We start from the raw sequence: 21113 nt of genomic DNA on the forward strand, positions 1-21113 counted from the left end.
CGCGCGCCCATCGAGGCGCGCGATCACGTTTCCGGGATCGAGCATGGACCGCTTCCTTGCAATGAAAGTCTTCGCGCGAGTCGTCGAGGCGGGCAGTTTCTCCAAGGCAGCCGATGCCCTGCGCCTGCCGCCCGCGAGCGTCTCGCGCACGCTTCAGGCGCTCGAAGCGCATCTCGGTGCGCGCCTCATCAATCGCACGACGCGCAGCATCAGCATCACCGAAGACGGCGAAGCCTATTACGAGCGCTGCGTGCGCGTGCTCGGCGAAGTGGACGACATGGAAGCGTCGCTGTCGCATTCCAAGCTGAGTCCCAAGGGCAATGTGAAAGTCAGCCTGCCGCAAGTGATGGCGAAGAACACGATCATTCCCGCGCTGCCGGAATTCTTCGCCGCGTATCCGGATATCGGCGTCGAACTGGTGCTGACGGACCGGCAAGTCGATCTCGTCGAGGAAGCGGTCGATTGTGTCGTGCGCGTGGGCGCGGTGGGCGATGTCGGGTTGGTCGCGAAACGCATCGGCGCGTATACGCAGATCACTTGCGCGTCGCCGGGATACATCGAAAAGCACGGCGAGCCGACGTCGCTCGATGACCTCGAGCAGCATCTCGCCGTCGGCTATGTGCTGAACAATTCGGGACGCGTGCGCAACTGGGAATTCGTCGTCGATGGCGAAACGCGCACCATCGCGATGAAGCACAAGATCGCCGTGAACGACGGCGATTCGTATATCGCGGCGGGCGCCAACGGGCTCGGGCTGATTCAAAGCTCGAGCTATACGCTCGATCCGCTCGTCAGAAGCGGCGCGTTGAAGGAAGTGCTACGGGAATATCCGTCGTATCCGCGCGTGGTGTCGGTGCTGTATGCGGCCAACCGGCATCAGCCGAGGCGCGTGCGCGTGTTCATCGACTGGGTTGCGGAGTTGTATGCGCGCCTGCCGTCGTTTCAGGTGAGCAAGGGAAACTGAACGCGGGCGTCGTTTGCGGCGATGCATCCGCGAACGGCATCGCGCGCCAGTCGTAATCGCGATAGGCGCGCTCGAGCGCGCGCAGATCAGCGGGCCGCGCGCTCGCGTGCACGCCCTCCAGATGCGGCAAGCTGAATTCCACCTTGACGCAGTTCGCATAATCGCGCGCGCGCATGTTGGCGGGGATCGTCGTGAAGAACGCAGTCGTCGGCACGTCGAATCCCGCGCCGGCGTGTAGCGCCGCCGTATCCGCCGTGACGAGATAGCGCGCGCGCCCGATCCACGCAAGGAAATCGTCCGTGTCGATGCAAAACGGCGCGATATCGCGATAACGCGGATCGTCGACGGGCCCGAAACCCATCACCGGCAGGCCGGTTTCATCCGCGAGACGCGCGACGATACGCGCGCGCATCGACGCCGGAATGCTGCGCACCGGCGTGCTCGCGTTCGGGCAGAACAGCGCGTAAGGCTCGTTTGCGATCGGCTTGAGCGGCACATCGGCGAGCCAGCGATTGCGCTTGTCGGCGGCGGCGATGGTCGAAGGCGCGATGCCCATCGCCCAAAGGAAGAAGTCGATCATCGGCATCGAGGCGAAGCGCGGCCAGAAAAGCTGATTGCCGACGTCGATCTTCGGTTCATCGGCAGGCAGGCTCGCGAGCGGCACCGGCAGACCGACGATATCGGCGAGACGCGGCGCGGCAAGCTCGTAAAGACGCTGCACGTAGCGCGGCGCGCGCGCCGGCCGATAGATCGTGAACCGAAGATACGGATAAAGGCGCTTGACGGCGGAGAGCGCCGTAAGCCCGATGATCGAATCGCCGAGCGTGACGCCGAACGCGTTGACGAGATGCACGCGGCGCTCGCGCGCATAGTCGGCGTCGAAGGGTTCGCGGCCCGCGTTCAGGATGGTGGCGGGCAGCGCGGAGAACGCGGATGCATCGGCGTGCGCGACTTCGAGATCGTAAGGCGCGACGATCTCGCCGCTTAGCGATAACAGCGATCCCGCGTGGGTCAGCGCATGAACTTCGTCGAGCGTCGTCATGCGTGACCCCGTTGCGGTCAGCCGGCCGCGCCGCGTTCGTTCGCCGCCTTCGCGACGGGCACGCTTTGCAGCACGGGCATCGTCGCCGTCTGATACTCGGGCACCCAGCGGCGCAGATCGCGGCGCACTTCTTCGTCGGAGAGCACGCGATGCTGCATCAGCCAGGGCAGCAATTCGTCGATGAAATCGTCCGGCACGCCGCGCGCCTGCGCGATGCGCAGCTTCGGATGCGGCGTGCGCGTGGTGGTTTCGTCGTCGGCGAGCAGTTCTTCGTAGAGCTTTTCGCCCGGACGCAGCCCAGTAAACGTGATGCGGATCTGCTCTTCCGTGAAGCCATAGAGACGGATGAGGTCGCGCGCGAGATCGACGATTCTCACGGGCTGGCCCATGTCGAGAATGAAGATCTCGCCGCCGCGCCCCATGCTCGACGCCTGCAGCACGAGTTGCGCGGCTTCCGGAATCGTCATGAAGAAGCGCGTGATTTCCGGATGCGTGACCGTGACAGGACCGCCCTTCGCAATCTGCTGCTGAAATTTCGGGATCACGCTGCCCGCGCTGCCGAGCACGTTGCCGAAGCGCACCGTCTCGAACTGCGTGCGCGGCGCGGATTGCTGCAGCGCCTGACAGGCCATCTCGGCGAGACGCTTGGAGGCGCCCATCACGTTGGTCGGGTTGACGGCCTTGTCGGTGGAGATCAGCACGAAATGGCGCACGTTGTGGCGAATCGCCGCGCGCGCGACGCGCAGCGTGCCGAGCACGTTGTTGCGCACGGCCTGCCACGCGTTCTGCTCTTCCATCAGCGGGACGTGCTTGTAGGCCGCCGCATGGAAAACGATGTGCGGCGTGAAGCGCGCCATCGTCTGATCGAGCAGCAGCGAATCCTTCGCGTCGCCGACGACCGGAATCACCGAGCACTCCGGAAACTTCTCGTGCAGTTCCTCGATGAGGCGATACATCGCATATTCGGAGAGGTCGTAGGCGATGAGCTGCGCGGGCGAGAAACGCAGAATCTGACGGCACAGTTCCGAGCCGATGGAGCCGCCGCCGCCCGTCACCATCACGACGCGCCCGTGGAGCAGTTGCTCGACGTGCGGCATGTCGATCTTCACCGGCTCGCGGCCGAGCAAGTCTTCGAGGTCGATCTGCCGCACGCGCGACAGGAAGTTGCCGCCTTCGGTGAGCGGCGTGAGCGCGGGCAGCACCATCACCTTGACGCCGGCGCGCACGCACAACGTGGCGACGCGCCGCTGCTCCTCGACCGACGCCGAAGGAATCGCGATGATCACGTAGTCGGTCTTGTACTGCTCCGCGAATCGGGAGAGGTCGCTGAACCCGCCGAGGACCTTGTGGCCGAGCACTTCGCGGCCCTGCTTGGCGGGATCGTCGTCGAGCAGGCCGACGAGACGCCATTCGCTGGAGCGCGCAAGCTCGCGGGCGAGCATCGCGCCCGCCGTGCCCGCGCCGAGCACGATCACGGGCTTGCCCTGGCCGACCAGACCGCCGTACAGATAGAACTCCTTGCCCGCGCGATAAAGCGCGCGCGCGCCGCCCATCGCGAGAAACAGCAGAAGCGGCGAGACGATGAGCACCGAGCGCGGGATGATCGGCGTCGGCTGCGACATCACCGCGCCCACCATCACGACGAGCGCGCCCACGACGATCGATTTGGAGATACGCATCAGGTCCGGCAGGCTCGCGAACACCCACATGCCGCGATACAGCCCGAAGACGCGAAAGACGATGGCATAGACCGGCACGACCCACAAGAGCGCGTGCAGCGCGCCATCGCGGAAATCATGCGGCACGCTACCGTTGAAGCGCAGCAGGTAAGCGACGACCCAGGCTCCGACGACGGCCACGAGATCAAAGCCGAACGCCCCCGCCGATAGCCATGTAGCTTTTATTCGATTCATCAGCATGGACCCTCAAGATTGTCCGGTATGGCGCGTTTCATGACGACGCCACTGCGCGTCGACGACCGCGCCCGCTGCCACAACCACGACTGCCCAGCCAGCAACCGCCGCCCACTGCCCCGTGACGGAAAACCACAGCGCCCAGTTCGCGAGGATCATGCCCGCCAGCATGAGCAGATACCACGTGAGCGCGGTGCGCGCGTGCCCCATTCCGAGGCGCACCATGCGCTGATAGTAATGCTCTCGATGCGCCTGCCAAAATTTTTCACCGCGCGCGAGGCGTCGCAGCAACGTGACCGTGGCATCCGCGATGAAAGGCGAAAACACGAGCGCCGGAAACCAGACGGGCCACGCGCCCCGTTGCCAGCCCCAGAACCCGAGCGCGCCTGCCAGAAATCCCAACGGAATAGACCCGGCATCGCCGAGAAAAATCCGAGCCGGATGGAAATTGAGGGTCAGGAAACCGGCCGCCGCTCCGGCGATCGCCGCGCTCGCCAGGCCGAGATCGGCTTGCGGCGCGGGTCCGGCGAGCGCCGCGAGCGCGTAGCCGCCGAATCCGAACAGCGCCATGCCGCCGGCGAGCCCGTCGGAGCCGTCCATGAAGTTGTAGAGATTGACGAGCCACAGCATCAGAAAGCCGACGAATGCGAGCGCCCACCACGGCGCGTTCGCCGGATGCGCGACGATCACGAGCGTCACCGCGACGATATGCGCCGCGAAGCGCACGCGCGCGGGCAAACCGCGGCGGTCGTCGATCTGCGAGACGGCCGCGAGGAAGACCGCGCATGCCGCGACGAGCCACATCGACGGGGCCGCGACGAGAAGCGCGACGACGGCGACCGGCACGATGCCCCAGCCGCCGACGCGCGGCGTGGGCCGTTCGTGCAGCGAACGCTCGTTGGGGATATCGGTGGCGAGGCGCCACGCGAGGCCCGTGCGGATGAGCGTCCGCAGAATCAGCGCGCAGGCGGCGAACGCCAATACCGCGACCGACATCGCGGCCAGCGGCGGCGAAGCTTGGAAATACGAATGCAGCATGCGTTGTTATGAGTTGTCGAAAACGAAGCCCCGATCGTCCCGGCGACTTTTATCCCGGGCAAACCCGCAAGGATACGCGAACGGTCGCCGGAATGAGTCGTAAATAACTGACGGATAACGAAAATCGCGCCGATATCGAAGCCGCGCATATTTTAACGTTCGCGACAGACGTTTCCGATCGCGAGAACCGTTTATTGCGCGCGTGTCGAGCGAAACCACGCGGCCGTGGCGGCGAGGCCTTCGTCGAGCGATTGCGGCGCTTGCCAGCCGAGCGTCTCGCGGATGCGGCTCGAATCGAGGCGCAGGCTGCCGGTCAGCCGATCGATCTGCGCGGTCTTGCCCGTCAGACGCCCGACGCCGCGCAAGAGTCCCACCGGCACCGGCACGAGCCGCGCCGGTTTGCCGAGATGTTGGCCGAGCTTGCGCGCGAGTTCGGCGACGCTCGGGTCGTCGCCGTCCGTGACATGGAACAGGCGGCCCGCCGCAGCCGGATGGAGCGCGCATTCGATCGTCGCGCTCGCGAGATTGTCGACGGAGACGAGGCTGCGGCGCGCATCGATCGCGCCGAGCGGCAACGGGATGCCGCGCGCGATCGCGTTCATCATCGCCAGGAAATTGGCGCGCACGCCGGGGCCGTAGACGAGCGGCGGCCGCACGATGGCGATTTCCAGCCCGGTGCGGCTGCCGAATTCGAGCAGTTTCACTTCGGCTTCGGCTTTCGACACGCCGTAGGCATCGGGCGGATTGCGCGCGTCGTCTTCGCTGAACGGGCGGCCCGGATCGCTTTCGCCGAGCGCCTTGACGCTGCTCATCATGACAAAGCGCGTCACGCCCGCTCGCCGCGCGGATTCGGCGGCGGCGAGCGTGCCGTCGACGTTGACCGCCCGATACGCCTTCAACACGGCCTGCGATTGGGCGGCGGCGTCGGCCATTACGTGGACGCGCGCCGCAAGATGGATCACTGCGTCGCAACCGGCAAAGGCTTCGGGCGCGATCGAATCGAGGCCGTCGATATGGCGCACGTCGACGCCCGGTTCGCACTGCGCGTCGCGCCGCACGAGCCCTGTCGCGCCGATCCCGCGCGCCGCGAGCGCACGGCTCACCGCGCGGCCGACGAAGCCGTTGGCGCCGGTTATCGCGATGCGTCGGCCGGATTCGCTCATAGCCATTTCCAGCCGAAACGGTTGAAGAACCGGTACGCCGACGTGACGAACAGCTTGATGTGCACCGAGCCTTTCTTCGCCGCGCCGCCGCCGTGATGCAGGATTCGCACCGACGGCACATAGGCGATGCGCGCGACGCGGCGCGTGCGCAGGCTCAGGTCGTAGTCCTCGAAATAGAGGAAATAGCGCGGATCGAAGCCGCCGAGCGACTTGAGCACATCGGTTCTGAAGAGCATGAAGCAGCCGCTCACGATCGGCGGATCCCACACGATATTGCTGTCGCCGATGACATCGCGCATTTCGTAGCGCGCGAGGCGCCCCGCGAACGGCTTGCGCAGCGCCGACGGCAGAAAGCCGCGCACGAAAAGGTCGAGCACGGTCGGATAGCGGCGGCAAAGAAACTGCTGACGGCCATCGTCGCCGCCGATCCAGGGCGCGAGCAGACCGGTTTCCGGCGAGCCGTGCAGAAAGGCGAGCGCGCGGCGCAGGCCATCGGCATTGAGTTCGACGTCGGGATTGAGAATCAGATGGAAGCGGCTGTTCGCGCGCTCGATGGCGAGATTGTGGCCGCGTCCATAACCGACATTGCCGTGCCCTTTGAGCACGACGGTGTCGAATTCGGCATCCGCGGGCGCCGGCAGGTCGGCGAGCTCGCCCGGATTGCCGTTGTCGATCAGATACAGGCACGGGCGCCCGGCGACATCGTGCAGTTGGGCGAGCGCGGATTCCAGCGTTTCGACGGTGCGCGCGAGCAACGCGGCATCGGGCCGGTAGACGACGATGGAAATGCTGAGAGTGATCGGCGGGGCGTTCGCGTTCATCGGACAAATGGGGCGTCCGCGCCACGAAAGGAAAACGGACCGCATCGACGGGTGGAAGACGCCAAGATTGTCCTTAATGTCGGAGGTTTCGGCAACCGCGGGCGGCGGGGCGTCGCGTCAGGCGAACGTGCGAAACACGTAGCGCTTGTCGAGGCGGTACTTGATCACATAACCGATCGCGAGACCGATGCAGCCGCCGACGTAGCGCATTTCGGCCGTTCCGAAGACGTGATTGAAGCCGAATTCGACGCCCCAGAAAATCGCTGTGGTGACGAGGCCCATCGTGACGTAGAGCGTGAACATGGTCGCGTCGTGACGCGCATTCTCCGCCTTGAAGCGGAAGATCCATTTCTTGTCGAGCAGATATTTCACGACGAGACCGACGCCCGTGCCGACGAACACCGACAGCAAAACATGCCAGGGGCCGCTATAGATGCGCGTAGTCAGATCCTGCGCGCCGATGTTGGCAAGCGTCGCGATGGCGGCGAAAAAGGTGTAGAGCAGCGCGAGTTGCATGTGTTCAGAACATGGTTCGGTGGTTCGGCGTTTTTCCGGCGCTACGTCACACGTTGCTTGGCGGAAAAATCGACACCATATACGATGTGCCTGGAAAACTCGACAAAGCCGGTGCCGAAGCCGTCGCTGAGAAGACGGCCAGGCCCGGTTCCGCCCGGTCGTGGGCTTAAGCAATCATCTCAACGTGAATTGAATGAGCAAGCCCATCGTCGTCGATCTCGATGGCACGTTGATTCACTCCGACATTCTCGTCGAGAGCGGATTCGCCTTCCTGAGATCCTCACCGCAGAAATTCTTCAAGCCGCTGCTGTGGCTTTCCAGCGGCGGCAAGTCCGTGCTCAAGTCGCGGCTCGCCGAGCACGTGAGCATCGATGTCGCGACGCTGCCCTACAACACGCAGGTCGTGAACTGGCTGAAGGACATGCGCGCCGGGGGCCGCACGATCGCGCTCGCCACCGCGAGCCATGAATCGTTCGCGCATCGCATCGCGGAGCATCTCGGCATCTTCGATCGCGTGTTCGCCACCGACGAGCGCGTCAACCTTTCCGCGCATCGCAAGCGCGACCGGCTCGTCGCCGAGTACGGCGAGAAGGGCTTCGATTACGTCGGCAATTCGCACGATGACATGTCCGTCTGGGCCGCCGCCGATCGCGCGTACGTGGTCAATCCGCACGCGGGCGTCGTGCGCGCCGCATCGAAGCACGACAACGTCGAACAGGTCTTCGAGAATCGCCCGCCGACGCTCAAGGTCTGGGCCAAGTCCCTGCGGCTGCATCAGTGGCTGAAAAACGTGCTGATCTTCGTGCCGCTGCTCGCAGGGCATCAGCTGAAGTCGCCGGCGGCCATCGAGTCCGCCGTGATTGCGTTCTTCGCGTTCGGGCTGTGTGCATCGAGCGTGTATCTGCTAAACGATCTGCTCGACTTGCAGGACGACCGGCAGCATCCGGTGAAGCGCCGGCGCCCGCTCGCCGCCGGCACGATGCCGCTCGCATGGGGCATGGCGCTCTGCCCTGTTCTGCTCGCCGCCGCGTTCTCGATCTCGCTCACGTTCTTGTCGTGGAAATTCAACGCGGTCCTGCTCGGCTACTACGTGCTGACGCTCGCCTATTCGCTCGCGCTCAAGCGTCAGGTGATGATCGACGTCGTCGTGCTTGCCGCGCTGTACACGACGCGCATCGTCGCGGGCGCCGCGGCGATCCATGTCCCGCTCACGTTCTGGCTGCTAGCTTTCTCGATGTTCGCGTTCCTGAGCCTCGCGCTCGTCAAGCGCTACACCGAGCTTCACGCGATGATGAAGTCCGGGCGCGAAGGCGCGCGCGGGCGAGGTTATCTGGCGAGCGATCTGGCCATCGTGTCGTCGCTGGGAACGTCGTCGGGTTACATCTCGGTGCTCGTGCTCGCGCTCTATATCCAGGACGAACGCACCACCGTGCTTTACCGGCATCCGCAATACATCTGGATGGTGTGTCCGCTGATGCTCTACTGGTTCAGCCGGACATGGGTCATCACGCATCGCGGACGCATGAACGACGATCCCATCGTGTTCGCGGCGCGCGATCGCATGAGCCTCGTCGTCGTCGCGCTGTGCGGCTTCGCGTTCTGGCTCGCGATCTGAGCGATGAGCGAACTGCTCTCCTGGGGCCGCTACCCGCGCCTGCCGCAGACCGCGCACGCCGCGCACTGGCGCGACGAAGCGCAGGCGCGATGGCGCGACGTGCAGCGCGAACATGGCACGACGCTCGCGTTCGGCAATGGCCGAAGCTACGGCGACGTCTGCCTCGCGAGTTCGAATCACGTCTTTCAGACGCTCGCGCTCGACCGGATCATCGCCGCCGACTGGACGCGCGGCATCGTGCGCGCCGAGCCCGGCATCACGTTCGAGCAGATTCTCGCGCTCGCGGTGCCGCGCGGCTGGATGCTGCCGGTCACGCCGGGCACGAAGTACCTGACGCTGGGCGGCGCGATCGCCAACGACGTGCACGGCAAGAATCATCACGTGCGCGGCACGTTCGGGCGGCATGTGCGCGCGTTCGGCCTCGCGCGCAGCGACGGCACGTTCATCGAATGCTCGCCGGAATCGAACACGGAGATGTTCAATGCGACGATCGGCGGGCTCGGGCTGACGGGACTCATCCTGTGGGCCGAGTTCTCGCTGATGCCGATCCGCACGAGTCTCATCGACGTGACGAGCATCCGCTTCGGCAAGCTCGACGAGTTCTTCGATCTCTCGGAAGAGTACGACGCGAAGCACGAGTATTGCGTCGCGTGGGTCGATTGCGCGAGCCGCGGACCGGCGCTCGGGCGCGGCATCTTCATGGCGGGCGATCACGCGATCCACGGCTCGCTCGATGTCGAACAGCGCAACACGCGCCGCGTGCCGTTCACGCCGCCCGTTTCGCTCATCAACGGCCTCACGCTGCGCGCGTTCAACGAGCTGTACTACCGGAAGCAGCGACGCGCGATCGAGCTTTCGCGCGTCGGTTACGACGGCTATTTCTATCCGCTCGACAGTCTGCTCGAATGGAACCGCATCTACGGGCCGCAGGGGTTTCAGCAGTATCAGTGCGTCGTGCCGGCAGCGAGCGCGCGCGATGCGGTGCGCGCGATGCTCGATCGCATTTCATCGAGCGGCACGGGTTCGTTTCTCGCGGTGCTCAAGCGCTGCGGGAACATTCCGTCGCCGGGGCTGCTGTCGTTTCCGATGGAAGGCACCTCGCTCGCGCTCGACTTTCCGCAGCATGAATTGCGTAATTCGCAGCTCTTCGACGCGCTCGACGCGATCGTGCGCGATGCCGGCGGACGCATCTATCCGGCCAAGGACGCGCACATGTCGGGCGCCGATTTCCGCGCCGCTTATCCCCGATGGCAGGCGCTCGAATCGCTTCGCGATCCGGCCATGCTGTCGCATTTCTGGAAACGAATGACTGGCCTATGAAGAACATCGTCATCGTGGGCGCCACGTCCGCTATCGCCATCGCCTGCGCGCGAGAATGGGCCGCGAAAGGCGCGCGCTTCTTTCTCGTCGCGCGCAATCAGGAACGCATGGAGCAGGTCGCCGCCGATTTGACGGCGCGGGGGGCGGCTTCGGTCGCCGTGTATCGGCTCGATATCGACAAGCTCGACGATCACGCCGCGATGCTCGCTGACTGCGCCGCGCACATGGATTCGATCGATATCGTGCTGATTGCGTCGGGCACGCTGCCGGACCAGGCGGCCTGCCAGAGCGATCCCGCCGTCGCGGTGCGCGAGTTTCATACCAATGCGCTTTCGCTGATTGCGCTCATCACGCCGATCGCCAATCGGCTCGACGCGCAGCGGCACGGGGCGCTCGCGGTGATCTCGTCGGTGGCGGGCGATCGCGGGCGTCCGTCGAATTATCTTTATGGCAGCGCGAAGGCCGCGTTGCAGGCGTTTCTCGAAGGCTTGCGCGCGCGGTTGTTCAAGGTCGGCGTGCATGTCGTCGATATCAAACCCGGCTTCGTCGCCACGCCGATGACTGCGGGGCTGCCGTTGCCCGGCCCGCTCGTCGCCACGCCGGAGAAGGTCGCGAAGGATATCGTGCGCGGAATCGACAGGAAGAAGGACGTGCTTTATACGCCGTGGTTCTGGTGGGGGATTATGCTGATCATCCGGAACGTGCCGCGGTTCGTGTTTAAGCGCGCGTCGCTTTAAGTAGGCGCAGTTTCAGCGCGATAGTTGACACTCCGCAGACCCCCAAGCCACCAAGAGCGCCGATATATGTTGCCGAAGATGTGGTTGGAGTCAAACTCCACTTGCGGAGTCACGGCACTGCCGACTCCCATCATCAGATACGCCGTGACAGAGTGGCGCCGTAATGTGTACTTTGTGACTTACAGTCGACGATCTATTTTGTTGTCTCGTATGAATTTCAGGCCGCCATGGCCGTTGTTGAACAGCACTGGGGAAGAGAATCGCTAGGGAGCGTCGACGCGTGTCTCGAGGCCCCGCGCTGGGACGTTCGCGACGGTGGGGAGCGCGAGAACAGGTGCAAAGGCAACTCGCATGTATTTTAAGTGCGAAGTTCAGCAACCATTTTCAAGAACTCTCGGCGCCTTAAACTCGAACGCTCCAGTTTTAAACGCTCGAACGCGAATCAGTGATCCGAATAAAATATGGGCCCGCACACAAGAAGGTAAAAACTTGCAAGGTCTTTTCGTCGTGGCGTTCTTGATTTTGATTATATTCGAGAAGCCATGGCACACCACTTTTCCCATGTGCGCCTCTACCTAATCTTCGTCGCTCGCGTTCAATCTATGCGATTTTTTTTGAGCCACGAATCGCATTGTTGACGCGGGCTTTGTCTAAAGTTGCTCACCCCAACGCCAACTCCAACCCCAACCCCAACCCCAACTCTAGGAATTAGCCGCACATCGACTCTCCCTAACTTCATAGGTATCCGAGTTCGAAGTAAGCTCGTAGCGCCGCGACCAAAAAAGCCAGAAATAAAGGTGCAAGCCCTACACAAAGCTAAAGTGGTTGCACGAGCATGCAACAAAATACATTTAACGCTAGTGCATAAGTAGCAATCGGATTGAAACACTATTTAAGGACTGAGTCGTCGGAAGATACGATGTTTTTTCGCAAACCGAGGAAAATTGAGTGACGCTAGACAGTCGGCTCATTTGCGTTGCAAAGATTGTTCGATACAACGGAAGATTGAGGACGTCTACGAGCGGTCATCCTAACCGACGTTGTTGACAAGTCTGCTGATCGTTCCGTTACCGTTCGTCGAATTAGCTTAGCTTCAATCGATGCGCCCTTGCAGTCCTATCGGGACTGCCGTTCATTTCTGCGCATGCGTTCAACAGCAAACCAACTTCCTTTCAGAGCCACGGGCATATATGAATCCGCGCTCCGCCAGGTTCATTCGTATCCGAGTTTTACGAGCGTGGAGTGATTGCGCACGGTCGGGAGACAGACGCCAGTGAGACTTCACTCACGATTGCAGTCTCCAAGAATATTGGGATTCGCTTGCTATTTGTCCCGTCTAAGCAAAGCGCGGCCTTAATCGTCCCATATTCGGCAGAACGTATTTTGAGCACGTGCCGCGATACCAATATTTCAACAGCGAATTGACCGCACGCCCAGGCATCACTCAGTCGATCGGCCCGGCCAAAAAGAGCCGCTTCTTATGCAAGATTCTCCTTCGGACGGCCGCGGAACCACGACCCCGTGCGGTCAGAAGCGTCTCTGGCCGAACGTGCAGAAGTTTCTTCACGACCCCGCTCGACTACGCCTGCGGCCCAACTACCGGAGCTCACTCGTTGCCGCCGTTCGCCAATCGGACGCCTTGTCGGCCGGCATTGTCAGCGGAGCGGACGTTCGAAGATCCGATGCATCGATGCTTCAGTGAAAATCCGCCCACGTCAAACCTTCTTAGCCGGCAACGCATCCTGAGCGATCACGAAGTTGGGGGCGGCCCGACGAGGTTCGCGTTGGTATGTGAGCGCTTTGCGGGCGAAAGTTCGCACTTTTCTCGAGCTGACATAGCAATCCGCATTCGCCCCCGAATTCCGATCGACGATTTCGTGAACCTCGCTACCGCTGAATTTTTTCGTGGTGCACGTGTCGTCGTCCGCGAAACGCTGCATTTCAAACTCGAACGTAGATGAGTTTTGCAGGATGCCCTAACCTTTCTGCTAAAGCGGTGAAGCCAGCCCGCCGTCTGATTGCTGGCGCGCCGTACTTAAATGTCAGTTCCTGTGCGATGCTCTATGCGCGAATTCAACGTTCAATTTGACACCGACGACACCCGGGTCCATTGCGTCTGCTACCTAGTTTGTGCGACGCTAGTGTCGTACGGACTGACGCGAACATGGTCACTTCCTCACTTAGTCGAATCTACCCGCCTGTGGCACGCACGATCGAAAACGTCCTTTGACTGGATGACGCGCGTTCAGCTTGGCCAACTCGCGTTGAAACTTTGCAGAGAACACGTCAAACAAAAGCGTCGCTGCCCCCAAGTCGAATGTATTTTCACCGAGTCACTTGCGCTGGATCTGACGAGTGCGGAGGTGATCGAATTGTGGGCACGCTGTCGTGACGCGCTGAAACCGCAAAAATCTTGAATTCCGTCTGGTGCGAGATCTTTTCCGCGTGCAGTTACCCCGAGATCTACGGCATGCTGAACACAAGATGATCTCATCTTCCTACCACTTCGCTTTTGGCGACCGTGGAAGATTGTGCCGCTGTGGTCGCTCCGACGGCGCTAACGTCCGCTACGGAAAGAATTTCATCCCGATGGACGTCAGCTTGCCAGTATTCTTCTAGGACCGTATATGAACGCGTCCCGCTTGCGCCAGTTTTTATGCGAATCGACCTGGACAAGATGGGTTGCAGTCGTATACATGGCCTCGTCCCGTTTGCCAAACAATCTGTTCTACGGCGAGCAGGTGCTGGATTGCATATATACATTCGGCCTTTCTGTGGCACGCGTGTGCCCGGCCCCAATGGATTTCGCCCGGCGACTCCTACTTATATCCACGGCTTCGAGAGCCCTAAGACTGCGCAGGTTTTGTCACCGACGGTCCGACCTGTTAGCCATTGAATCAGATTACTTGTGCAACCAGTGAAGAGGGTAAATCACTGCTACTATCCGACCGACGCTCCGCTCATACCGGCGATACGTACTCCACACCGCGTGCGAGCAATACCCAGATCGTCCTGGCAATCTTGTTGGCAAGCGCTACGACCGCGATGTTCGTTCCCCGTCTCGCCTGCACCTCAAGTATCCATCGAGACAGCGTATCCGTATGCTTTATCGCCTGCTGTACCACGGATCTCGCACCGTGTACCAGCAGCACTCGCAGGTAGCCGTTCCCGCGCTTGGTGATACCGAACAGACGATCCTTGCCGCCTGAGGAGTGCTGGCGTGGCGTCAAACCCAGCCAGGCCGCGAACTGCCGACCATTTGAGAACTCGGAGGCGCTTCCCGCAGCGGCGATGACGGCGGTTGCAATCATCGGCCCGACCCCACGAATCTTTTCCAGGCGCTGGCTTGCAGGCGATGCCCTGTGCACGTGATGAATCAACTCATCGTACCGGGCGATCTGCTTATCCAGCAGGACGAGTCTCTCGTACATATCTCTCATCATTGACCGAGTCAACCCTGTCAGCTCGTTGCATTCGTCGTCGATAATCGCGGGGAGTTGCGTCCTTATTTTTAGAGGTGTTTGGGCAATGACCACCCCGTATTCAGCCAGCAGGCCTCGAATCTGATTGATCTGTGCGATGCGGTCTCGCATCAACAGACTGCGGACGCGAGCATGGACTGGATATCTTGCTGCTCAACGCTGTTGACTGCGACGTAGCGCATGGTCGGGCGGGACGCAGCTTCGACGATTGCCTCCGCATCGTTGCGGTCATTCTTCTGGGATTTTACGAACGGCTTGACGAATCGCGGAGCGATGATCTGCACGTGATGCCCCATTGCCGAGAAGCGGCGAGCCCAGTAGTGCGCCCCACCACAAGCTTCCATCACGATCCGGCAACAGGGTAGAGCAACGACTACTTCGAGGAGCTTGCTGCGGCTGACTCGCCGGCTCAACACCGGGTGGCCTCGCTCGTCGACGCCGTACAGCTGGAAGATGCTTTTTGCCAGATCGATGCTCAGCAACGAGACGCTCATGACGGCCTCCGCTCATACGTGGATCAGGGAGTGCTCATACTGCCATACCCTCTGATGGCGATCATTTGCATTCACGCATCGAAGGTGGGACGAGGCCATTCCACTATATCCGGGCTTGTTGCAGCCTTAGACGCTGCGGCCCCCGATGAAATCCGCTGACTAGTTTCATGACGTCAGCCGTGTGGGCGCGTCGTGCGAGTCACGTGCACGCGACGCCATCATGTCATGGCCTTCATTGCGAATTAGGCCAGCCTGCGATTCATGCGACGTTTTCTCCCAACTTGCCGGTTCCGTCTAAAAAAAACGCACGCGTTGCCAACATGGTCTTCCATAGCTCCTTGGCCGGTCCTATCAAAGCGCCACTCAGATTCATACGAGCGATCCGACAATTGGCCCACGGCCACTACTTTCGTCCAGCGTTTGGACGTTAGCCATAGCCCGTTCCTCTTATGTTGACCGATGCTGCGGCCGTTGTGAAGGGTCCGCCGCGAGTACGTGCGAGCAGCGCTAAGGCGCCATAAATTGGCTCACCTCGCGATTCAGTAGGAGACGGAGCAACAGAGTTGTGCCCATCGGGCGTCTAATTGCGGGCAGATCGGGCCATCTGAATGCCGTGGCAATAGTTGCGAACGTCAGCTCGTGGCCGATGAGTGTCAGATGCGATTTGCATACGGAGTCAGCTACTGCCGGCGCTCGCGTTTCGGGCGGAGGCGATCCTGAACTGCCCGTCGACCCACTGTACCGGCCAGACCCGCTCGCAAAACGATAGTCGTCATTGCCCCGGTGAACTGCCGAAGCGACTTGCTTCCTTGCAATATTTCGAGTATATTGGAAATATGGAAGATAAAGACGTTATTCGCGCCCTTGCAGCGCTTGCCCACGAACTACGCCTGCGTGTGTTCCGAATGCTGGTCGTCGCGGGTCCAACCGGCTTGACGCCGGGCGCCATGGCGGACCAGCTCGACGTTCCAAACGCGACGCTCTCCTTTCACCTGAAGGAACTGATGCACGCTGGCCTCGTCACGCAGGAGCGCGACGGGCGCAGCCTGATCTATCGGGCCGTCTATGATCAGATGAGCGCGGTGCTTGGCTTTCTGACCGAAAACTGCTGTCAAGGGCAGCCTTGCCTTGGACCTGGCGCGGCCTCATGCAAATTGTGATGGAGAACCACCATGAAGCGGTTTCACATCCACGTCCACGTTGACGACATCGCAGCCAGTGTCGCGTTCTATTCGAAACTGCTCGCCGCCGAACCGGCGCGCGTCGAGGCCGACTACGCGAAATGGATGCTGGACGATCCCCGCGTGAACTTTGCGATCTCGACGCGAGGCACGAAAGTCGGCGTGGATCACCTCGGCTTCCAGGTGGACGCCGCCGCCGAGCTTGCCGAACTCGCGAAGAGGGCCGAGGCCGCGGACCTGGCCCTGCTCGATCAGGGCGAAACCACCTGCTGTTATGCGCGCAGCGACAAGCACTGGGTTCTCGATCCGCAGGGTATTGCCTGGGAACACTTCCATACGCTGGACGGCGCGCCCGTATATGGCGAGAGCCGGAAGACTTCGGCGTCGTCAGGGGCAACGTCCTGCCGGGCTCCGAGCGGCAAACCAATTCGCATTGCTGCGAAGCCTGCCGGCTCGGCCTGTTGCTGACTACGCTGTCCGCTGATAGCCCCATGACCACGAACGTATTGATTCTCTGCACCCACAATTCTGCGCGCAGCGTGCTATCCGAAGGCATGCTGAACCATTGGGAAGAAGCTCGGCAAGGACGTCCGCGCGTACAGCGCGGGCAGCGCCCCGAGCGGCCGCATCAATCCGTTCGCGCTCGAAGCGCTGACGACCGCAGGTATCGACATGCAAGGCTATCGCAGCAAAAGCTGGGATGAATTCGCGCAGGACGGCGCGCCGAAGATGCGCATCGTCATCACGGTCTGCGACAGCGCTGCGGCCGAACCGTGTCCGTTCTGGCCGGGCAGCCCTGTCAAGGTTCACTGGGGCTACGCCGATCCGGCGAACGCGCCGGGCGGCGATGAAGGCAAGCGGCAGACGTTCGAACTCACGCGCGAAGCGATCGGCTACCGCACGCTGCAACTGCTCGCGCTCGCTCTGGAGCGGCTGGACAACGCCCAACTGCCGCAGGCGCTGAACGACATCCTTCAGAGCTGAACCCTTTCCATCGATTCACCCATGAACACCCCCAATGTTGCCGCCTCGGGGAAGCCGCCCGCGAAACCGGCCATCAGCTTCTTCGAGCGATACCTGACCGTCTGGGTCGCGCTGTGCATCGTCGCGGGCATTCTGCTTGGACAGGTCCTGCCTGGTGTCTTCGAGGCAATCGGCCGGATGGGATATGCGCACGTCAATCTGCCGGTCGGCCTGCTGATCTGGGTGATGATCATCCCGATGCTCGTCAAGGTCGACTTCGGCTCGCTGCACGAGGTGCGCCAGCACGTTAAGGGCATCGGCGTCACGCTCGTCGTGAACTGGCTGATCAAACCGTTCTCGATGGCGCTGCTCGCGTGGCTCTTCATCAAGCACCTGTTCGCGCCAATGCTGCCTGCAGAGCAACTCGACAGTTACGTCGCGGGCCTGATCCTGCTTGCCGCCGCGCCCTGCACGGCGATGGTCTTTGTCTGGAGCCGGCTGACCGGCGGCGATCCTCTGTTCACGCTCTCACAGGTCGCGCTGAACGACAGCATCATGGTGGTCGCCTTTGCGCCGCTCGTCGGCCTGCTGCTCGGCATTTCCGCGATCACGGTGCCGTGGGCGACGCTGCTCACGTGCGTCGTGCTCTACATCGTGATTCCGGTCGTCCTCGCGCAGATCCTGCGCAAGGTGCTCCTCGTTAGGGCGCAGGCCGCGTTCGATGCCGCGTTGGCAAAGATCGGCCCGTGGTCCATCACAGCATTACTGGCGACGCTGGTGCTGCTCTTCGGGTTCCAGGGCGAAGCCATCCTGAAGCAGCCGCTCGTCATCGTGCTGCTCGCTGTGCCGATCCTGATCCAGGTGTTCTTCAACTCGGCCCTTGCATATGGGCTCAATCGCGCGGTCGGCGAAAAGCACAACATTGCCTGTCCGTCGGCGCTGATTGGCGCGTCGAACTTCTTCGAACTGGCCGTCGCCACGGCAATCGGTCTGTTCGGCTTCAATTCAGGGGCTACGCTCGCGACCGTCGTGGGCGTGCTGATCGAAGTACCCGTCATGCTGCTCGTGGTGCGCATTGTGAACCGCTCAAAGGACTGGTACGAGTGCGCCTGACGAATAACGAAACGATCACAGAGGGCAAACGTGTCCGATCTCGCTACTGATCTCCCACAGGTGAACCCCGCGCTGTTTCGCGTGCCCGATATCAATCGACTGCAGGCTGCGAAGGCGTCGCCCCATCAGCCGCGCATCCTGCTGCTCTATGGTTCGCTGCGCGAGCGCTCCTTCAGCCGCCTGCTGAGTGAAGAAGCCGCACGCCTGCTCACGGCGATGGGTGCCGAAGTACGCACATTCAATCCGAGCGGCCTGCCGCTGCCGGACGACGCGCCGGACAACCATCCCAAGGTGGCCGAACTGCGCGAGCTGGTGCTGTGGTCGGAAGGCATGGTCTGGTGCTCGCCGGAGCGGCACGGCGCGATGACTGGCATCATGAAGGCGCAGATCGACTGGATTCCGCTTTCGGTCGGGGCGGTGCGGCCCACCCAGGGCAAGACGCTCGCCGTGATGCAGGTTAGCGGCGGCTCTCAGTCGTTCAACGCCGTCAACCAGATGCGTGTGCTCGGACGGTGGATGCGCATGCTGACCATCCCCAACCAGTCGTCGGTGGCCAAGGCGTTCATGGAGTTCGACGAAGCCGGCCGCATGAAACCTTCAGCGTATTTCGATCGCGTCGTTGACGTGATGGAGGAACTGGTCAAATTCACGCTGCTGACGCGCGACATCGGTCCATACCTCGTAGACCGGTACAGCGAACGCAAGGAGAGCGCTGAGGAACTGATGAAGCGCGTGAATCAATCGGGTATCTGATGCGAGCGGTTCCAGTCGCCACTCGCCTTCAGCGTCGCGCCGCCCATTCGCATGCTGTCGAATGCTCCGCGTTTCTGTGAAATTCTTCCGGCTGTTGAGACTCACTGGCACACAGGACCTGCATCATGCATCTTCGATAGCAGTTGCAACCGACCTCGCCGCGATAGAGGCATTGCTCGAAGCCAACGAATTGCCTACGGTCGGCGTTGCGGAGCACCTGACCAATTTCCTCGTAGGAGTGGATCCATCTGCGACCATCGCGTGTGGCTGCATCGAATATCACGGCGAGTTCGCTCTCATGCGCTCGATCGTTGTTGCACGGGACGCCCGTGGTTTCGGTCTCGGCGAAACCAGCATCGCCCATTTGCTGGCAGCGTGCCGGACGCGGGCGGTTCGATCGGTAGTGTTGCTAACGACAACGGCTGAGCACTATTTTGCTGGTCAAGGCTTTGCACCCGTTGCGCGCACCGAAGTGCCTCCGCCTCTGCTGGCATCCAGCCAGTTCCGAGGCGTGTGTCCGGCGTCTGCTACCACGATGTTGAAGGTGTTGAAGGTCGACGAGGAAATAAAGCAGTACCACCGAGGAGGAAAGATTACAACGGGCAACTTTCATTGCGTTCGCGGACGCAGCGCCCCAATGAAGAACTCGTCAGAGTCGTGTCGGAATTGCGTCCGGCTGCATATCTACCGAAAATCCACATCAATAAATATCCGCGTTCCTGCGATAAACTGGCGCTCATCGACGAACACGTCATGCCTGATCTACCACGCGACGAACCGGTCACGCTGTATCGGGGGCCAGCCCGCCGTTCTTGGGTGAATCGGTTAGACGGTCTTTGCCGAACGAGCCGACGGATTCGAACCTGGCGGGATCTTCCGCCGCCAGTTAGTCAACTGGGCGGAGCAAGTAAAAGCGCGCCGATCTAGCGGACGGGGCTTTGTAACCCTACCTTACCTCCGCCGAACAATGACATAGCTGTTTCTATCAACTTTTCGTAGGATAGCTTAATATCGACGTTCGTCAGCGCGCAGAGCTGACCCCTCCGACATCGGCAGGCCGATGGTTGCGTCTAACTACAACGGGATAGTTATATTTAGATATCTGTCACGTCGTCACGCTCAGTCGCCGGCCGTCAGCACGCAATCGCACACATTCGCACACATTCGCACACATTCGCACACAATCGGACCCAATCGCGGGGCTCCGGTCGCATGGCCACAGCATCCTACGGTCAGCACGCGCAAGCCGATGAAGCGCTCCGCAAGCGCCGCGACGACGTCGCCGTGAGACCTTTGTCATTGGATTCCCGCAGAAACGTAATCTGCACCTGACGGTCACTCGGAGCATCGTCGACCCCTACCCAGACTATGGCAATTTTCTACGGAAGCGCCCACCCCTAATAGCGGCGATAGAGAAATGTGAAATTCCGCCACGTGGCGCAAAATGTAGAGACACGTGGCAGCATGGAGATCGAGATGAAGCGGACAGTCCGCGACAGCGAAACGGGAAAGCCGTTTCGGAGCCTCGTCCTTGCGATCCAAACCCGCATTTCTTCGTTCGGACCATATGTAAGCAACGGGACGTCACAGTTCGGGGACATGGCAAGAGTTGCTGATATGACCTCGTTACAGGCTCACGACGTCGTAACAAGGGGTCTACCAGTGGCCCTCGCGCGCGAAATGATCGATGAGTATGGTGTCGTCTCGCGTGAAGCGTTACTGCTCGCAATCGGCGTGAGTGAGCGAACCCTGCAGCGCGGCAAAGACGAAAGCCGCCTGCTCGACAGCAATGCCACGGATCGGCTACTCAGGCTTGCTTGCATTACCGAACAGGCGATTGATGTCCTCGGATCGAAGGAAGCCGCAGAGCGATGGCTATCGCAGCCCGCGATCGGGCTCGATCAGCGTCGGCCGGTCGAACTGCTGCAAAGCTCCGAGGGTGCGGAATTGGTCAAGACACTGCTCGCCCGTATGGACTACGGGGTGTACTCTTGACGC

Annotated in this window: 16 protein-coding genes and 2 pseudogenes; 11 read left to right on the forward strand and 7 right to left on the reverse strand. The window is 61.6% G+C overall.

Annotation, left to right across the window (positions count from 1 at the left end; all coding sequences use genetic code 11):
• Positions 1 to 43 precede the first annotated feature (43 nt).
• On the forward strand, positions 44 to 964 hold the full coding sequence (locus tag NCR93_RS10565) for a LysR family transcriptional regulator (RefSeq protein ID WP_033537194.1): 921 nt from the start codon (positions 44 to 46) through the stop codon (positions 962 to 964).
• On the opposite strand, the gene NCR93_RS10570 is transcribed toward NCR93_RS10565, so the two are convergent.
• The 6 genes from NCR93_RS10570 to NCR93_RS10595 all read right to left on the reverse strand — a co-directional run bounded on the left by NCR93_RS10570 (position 900) and on the right by NCR93_RS10595 (position 7457).
• Positions 900 to 2006, reverse strand: a complete 1107-nt coding sequence (locus NCR93_RS10570) for a glycosyltransferase family protein (protein WP_175980402.1) — start codon at positions 2004 to 2006, stop codon at positions 900 to 902. The genes NCR93_RS10565 and NCR93_RS10570 overlap by 65 nt on opposite strands.
• Before the next feature lie 17 nt (positions 2007 to 2023).
• Complete coding sequence (locus NCR93_RS10575; RefSeq protein ID WP_175980403.1) at positions 2024 to 3919, reverse strand: polysaccharide biosynthesis protein; 1896 nt, start codon at positions 3917 to 3919, stop codon at positions 2024 to 2026.
• A 12-nt stretch (positions 3920 to 3931) separates the two neighbouring features.
• On the reverse strand, positions 3932 to 4957 hold the full coding sequence (locus NCR93_RS10580) for an MraY family glycosyltransferase (RefSeq protein ID WP_051996840.1): 1026 nt from the start codon (positions 4955 to 4957) through the stop codon (positions 3932 to 3934).
• 191 nt (positions 4958 to 5148) lie between these two features.
• Positions 5149 to 6120: a UDP-glucose 4-epimerase family protein gene (locus tag NCR93_RS10585; RefSeq protein WP_175980404.1), complete on the reverse strand. Its 972-nt coding sequence runs from the start codon at positions 6118 to 6120 to the stop codon at positions 5149 to 5151.
• Positions 6117 to 6941 (reverse strand): glycosyltransferase family 2 protein, encoded by an 825-nt coding sequence (locus tag NCR93_RS10590; RefSeq protein WP_175980405.1) that lies wholly within the window; start codon positions 6939 to 6941, stop codon positions 6117 to 6119. Before NCR93_RS10590 ends, NCR93_RS10585 begins: the two co-directional genes overlap by 4 nt.
• Before the next feature lie 117 nt (positions 6942 to 7058).
• Positions 7059 to 7457, reverse strand: a complete 399-nt coding sequence (locus NCR93_RS10595; RefSeq protein ID WP_034474346.1) for a GtrA family protein — start codon at positions 7455 to 7457, stop codon at positions 7059 to 7061.
• A gap of 193 nt (positions 7458 to 7650) precedes the next feature.
• On the opposite strand from NCR93_RS10595, the gene NCR93_RS10600 reads away from it, so the two are divergent.
• Genes NCR93_RS10600 through NCR93_RS10610 form a run of 3 tightly spaced genes read left to right on the forward strand, consistent with a single transcriptional unit; the run spans position 7651 to position 11129 of the window.
• Positions 7651 to 9072, forward strand: a complete 1422-nt coding sequence (locus NCR93_RS10600; protein WP_008342552.1) for a UbiA family prenyltransferase — start codon at positions 7651 to 7653, stop codon at positions 9070 to 9072.
• Between the two features lie 3 nt (positions 9073 to 9075).
• A complete protein-coding gene (locus tag NCR93_RS10605) occupies positions 9076 to 10392 on the forward strand; it encodes an FAD-binding oxidoreductase (RefSeq protein ID WP_034474344.1) in 1317 nt (438 codons plus the stop codon).
• Positions 10389 to 11129: an SDR family oxidoreductase gene (locus NCR93_RS10610; protein ID WP_175980406.1), complete on the forward strand. Its 741-nt coding sequence runs from the start codon at positions 10389 to 10391 to the stop codon at positions 11127 to 11129. The genes NCR93_RS10605 and NCR93_RS10610 overlap by 4 nt, the downstream gene beginning before the upstream one ends.
• Before the next feature lie 2960 nt (positions 11130 to 14089).
• On the opposite strand, the pseudogene NCR93_RS10615 reads toward NCR93_RS10610, so the two are convergent.
• A pseudogene (locus NCR93_RS10615) lies at positions 14090 to 15105 on the reverse strand (IS110 family RNA-guided transposase).
• An 836-nt stretch (positions 15106 to 15941) separates the two neighbouring features.
• Here NCR93_RS10615 and NCR93_RS10620 point away from each other — a divergent pair.
• The 7 genes and pseudogenes from NCR93_RS10620 (at position 15942) to NCR93_RS10650 (ending at position 21110) form a co-directional block, all read left to right on the forward strand.
• On the forward strand, positions 15942 to 16265 hold the full coding sequence (locus tag NCR93_RS10620; RefSeq protein WP_008342560.1) for an ArsR/SmtB family transcription factor: 324 nt from the start codon (positions 15942 to 15944) through the stop codon (positions 16263 to 16265).
• Between the two features lie 12 nt (positions 16266 to 16277).
• A complete protein-coding gene (locus NCR93_RS10625) occupies positions 16278 to 16754 on the forward strand; it encodes an ArsI/CadI family heavy metal resistance metalloenzyme (protein ID WP_250532208.1) in 477 nt (158 codons plus the stop codon).
• A gap of 23 nt (positions 16755 to 16777) precedes the next feature.
• Positions 16778 to 17270 (forward strand): annotated as a pseudogene (locus NCR93_RS10630) (arsenate reductase ArsC).
• A 21-nt stretch (positions 17271 to 17291) separates the two neighbouring features.
• Entirely contained in the window at positions 17292 to 18362 is a 1071-nt protein-coding gene (gene arsB / locus NCR93_RS10635; protein WP_008342566.1) for an ACR3 family arsenite efflux transporter, read from the forward strand.
• Between the two features lie 30 nt (positions 18363 to 18392).
• The gene (arsH, locus tag NCR93_RS10640) at positions 18393 to 19115 is read left to right on the forward strand and encodes an arsenical resistance protein ArsH (RefSeq protein ID WP_034474331.1); all 723 of its coding nucleotides are present in this window, start codon (positions 18393 to 18395) and stop codon (positions 19113 to 19115) included.
• A gap of 61 nt (positions 19116 to 19176) precedes the next feature.
• Positions 19177 to 19935, forward strand: coding sequence for an arsenic resistance N-acetyltransferase ArsN2 (gene arsN2, locus NCR93_RS10645; RefSeq protein WP_250532209.1), 759 nt, complete (start codon positions 19177 to 19179; stop codon positions 19933 to 19935).
• 656 nt (positions 19936 to 20591) lie between these two features.
• Positions 20592 to 21110: an Xre family toxin-antitoxin system antitoxin gene (locus NCR93_RS10650; protein WP_250502360.1), complete on the forward strand. Its 519-nt coding sequence runs from the start codon at positions 20592 to 20594 to the stop codon at positions 21108 to 21110.
• Positions 21111 to 21113: the final 3 nt, after the last annotated feature.

Source organism: Caballeronia sp. ATUFL_F1_KS39 (genome assembly GCF_023630985.1).
Classification (GTDB): Bacteria; Pseudomonadota; Gammaproteobacteria; order Burkholderiales; family Burkholderiaceae; genus Caballeronia; species Caballeronia zhejiangensis.

Coding starts and splice junctions, on each gene's coding strand:
- NCR93_RS10605 (WP_034474344.1), top strand. CDS start 9,076: ATGAGCGAACTGCTCTCCTGGGGCCGCTACCCGCGCCTGCCGCAGACC.
- NCR93_RS10595 (WP_034474346.1), bottom strand. CDS start 7,457: ATGCAACTCGCGCTGCTCTACACCTTTTTCGCCGCCATCGCGACGCTT.
- NCR93_RS10620 (WP_008342560.1), top strand. CDS start 15,942: ATGGAAGATAAAGACGTTATTCGCGCCCTTGCAGCGCTTGCCCACGAA.
- NCR93_RS10580 (WP_051996840.1), bottom strand. CDS start 4,957: ATGCTGCATTCGTATTTCCAAGCTTCGCCGCCGCTGGCCGCGATGTCG.
- NCR93_RS10585 (WP_175980404.1), bottom strand. CDS start 6,120: ATGAGCGAATCCGGCCGACGCATCGCGATAACCGGCGCCAACGGCTTC.
- NCR93_RS10590 (WP_175980405.1), bottom strand. CDS start 6,941: ATGAACGCGAACGCCCCGCCGATCACTCTCAGCATTTCCATCGTCGTC.
- arsB (WP_008342566.1), top strand. CDS start 17,292: ATGAACACCCCCAATGTTGCCGCCTCGGGGAAGCCGCCCGCGAAACCG.
- NCR93_RS10625 (WP_250532208.1), top strand. CDS start 16,278: ATGAAGCGGTTTCACATCCACGTCCACGTTGACGACATCGCAGCCAGT.
- NCR93_RS10565 (WP_033537194.1), top strand. CDS start 44: ATGGACCGCTTCCTTGCAATGAAAGTCTTCGCGCGAGTCGTCGAGGCG.
- NCR93_RS10570 (WP_175980402.1), bottom strand. CDS start 2,006: ATGACGACGCTCGACGAAGTTCATGCGCTGACCCACGCGGGATCGCTG.
- NCR93_RS10575 (WP_175980403.1), bottom strand. CDS start 3,919: ATGAATCGAATAAAAGCTACATGGCTATCGGCGGGGGCGTTCGGCTTT.
- NCR93_RS10600 (WP_008342552.1), top strand. CDS start 7,651: ATGAGCAAGCCCATCGTCGTCGATCTCGATGGCACGTTGATTCACTCC.
- NCR93_RS10610 (WP_175980406.1), top strand. CDS start 10,389: ATGAAGAACATCGTCATCGTGGGCGCCACGTCCGCTATCGCCATCGCC.
- arsN2 (WP_250532209.1), top strand. CDS start 19,177: ATGCTCCGCGTTTCTGTGAAATTCTTCCGGCTGTTGAGACTCACTGGC.
- NCR93_RS10650 (WP_250502360.1), top strand. CDS start 20,592: ATGAAGCGGACAGTCCGCGACAGCGAAACGGGAAAGCCGTTTCGGAGC.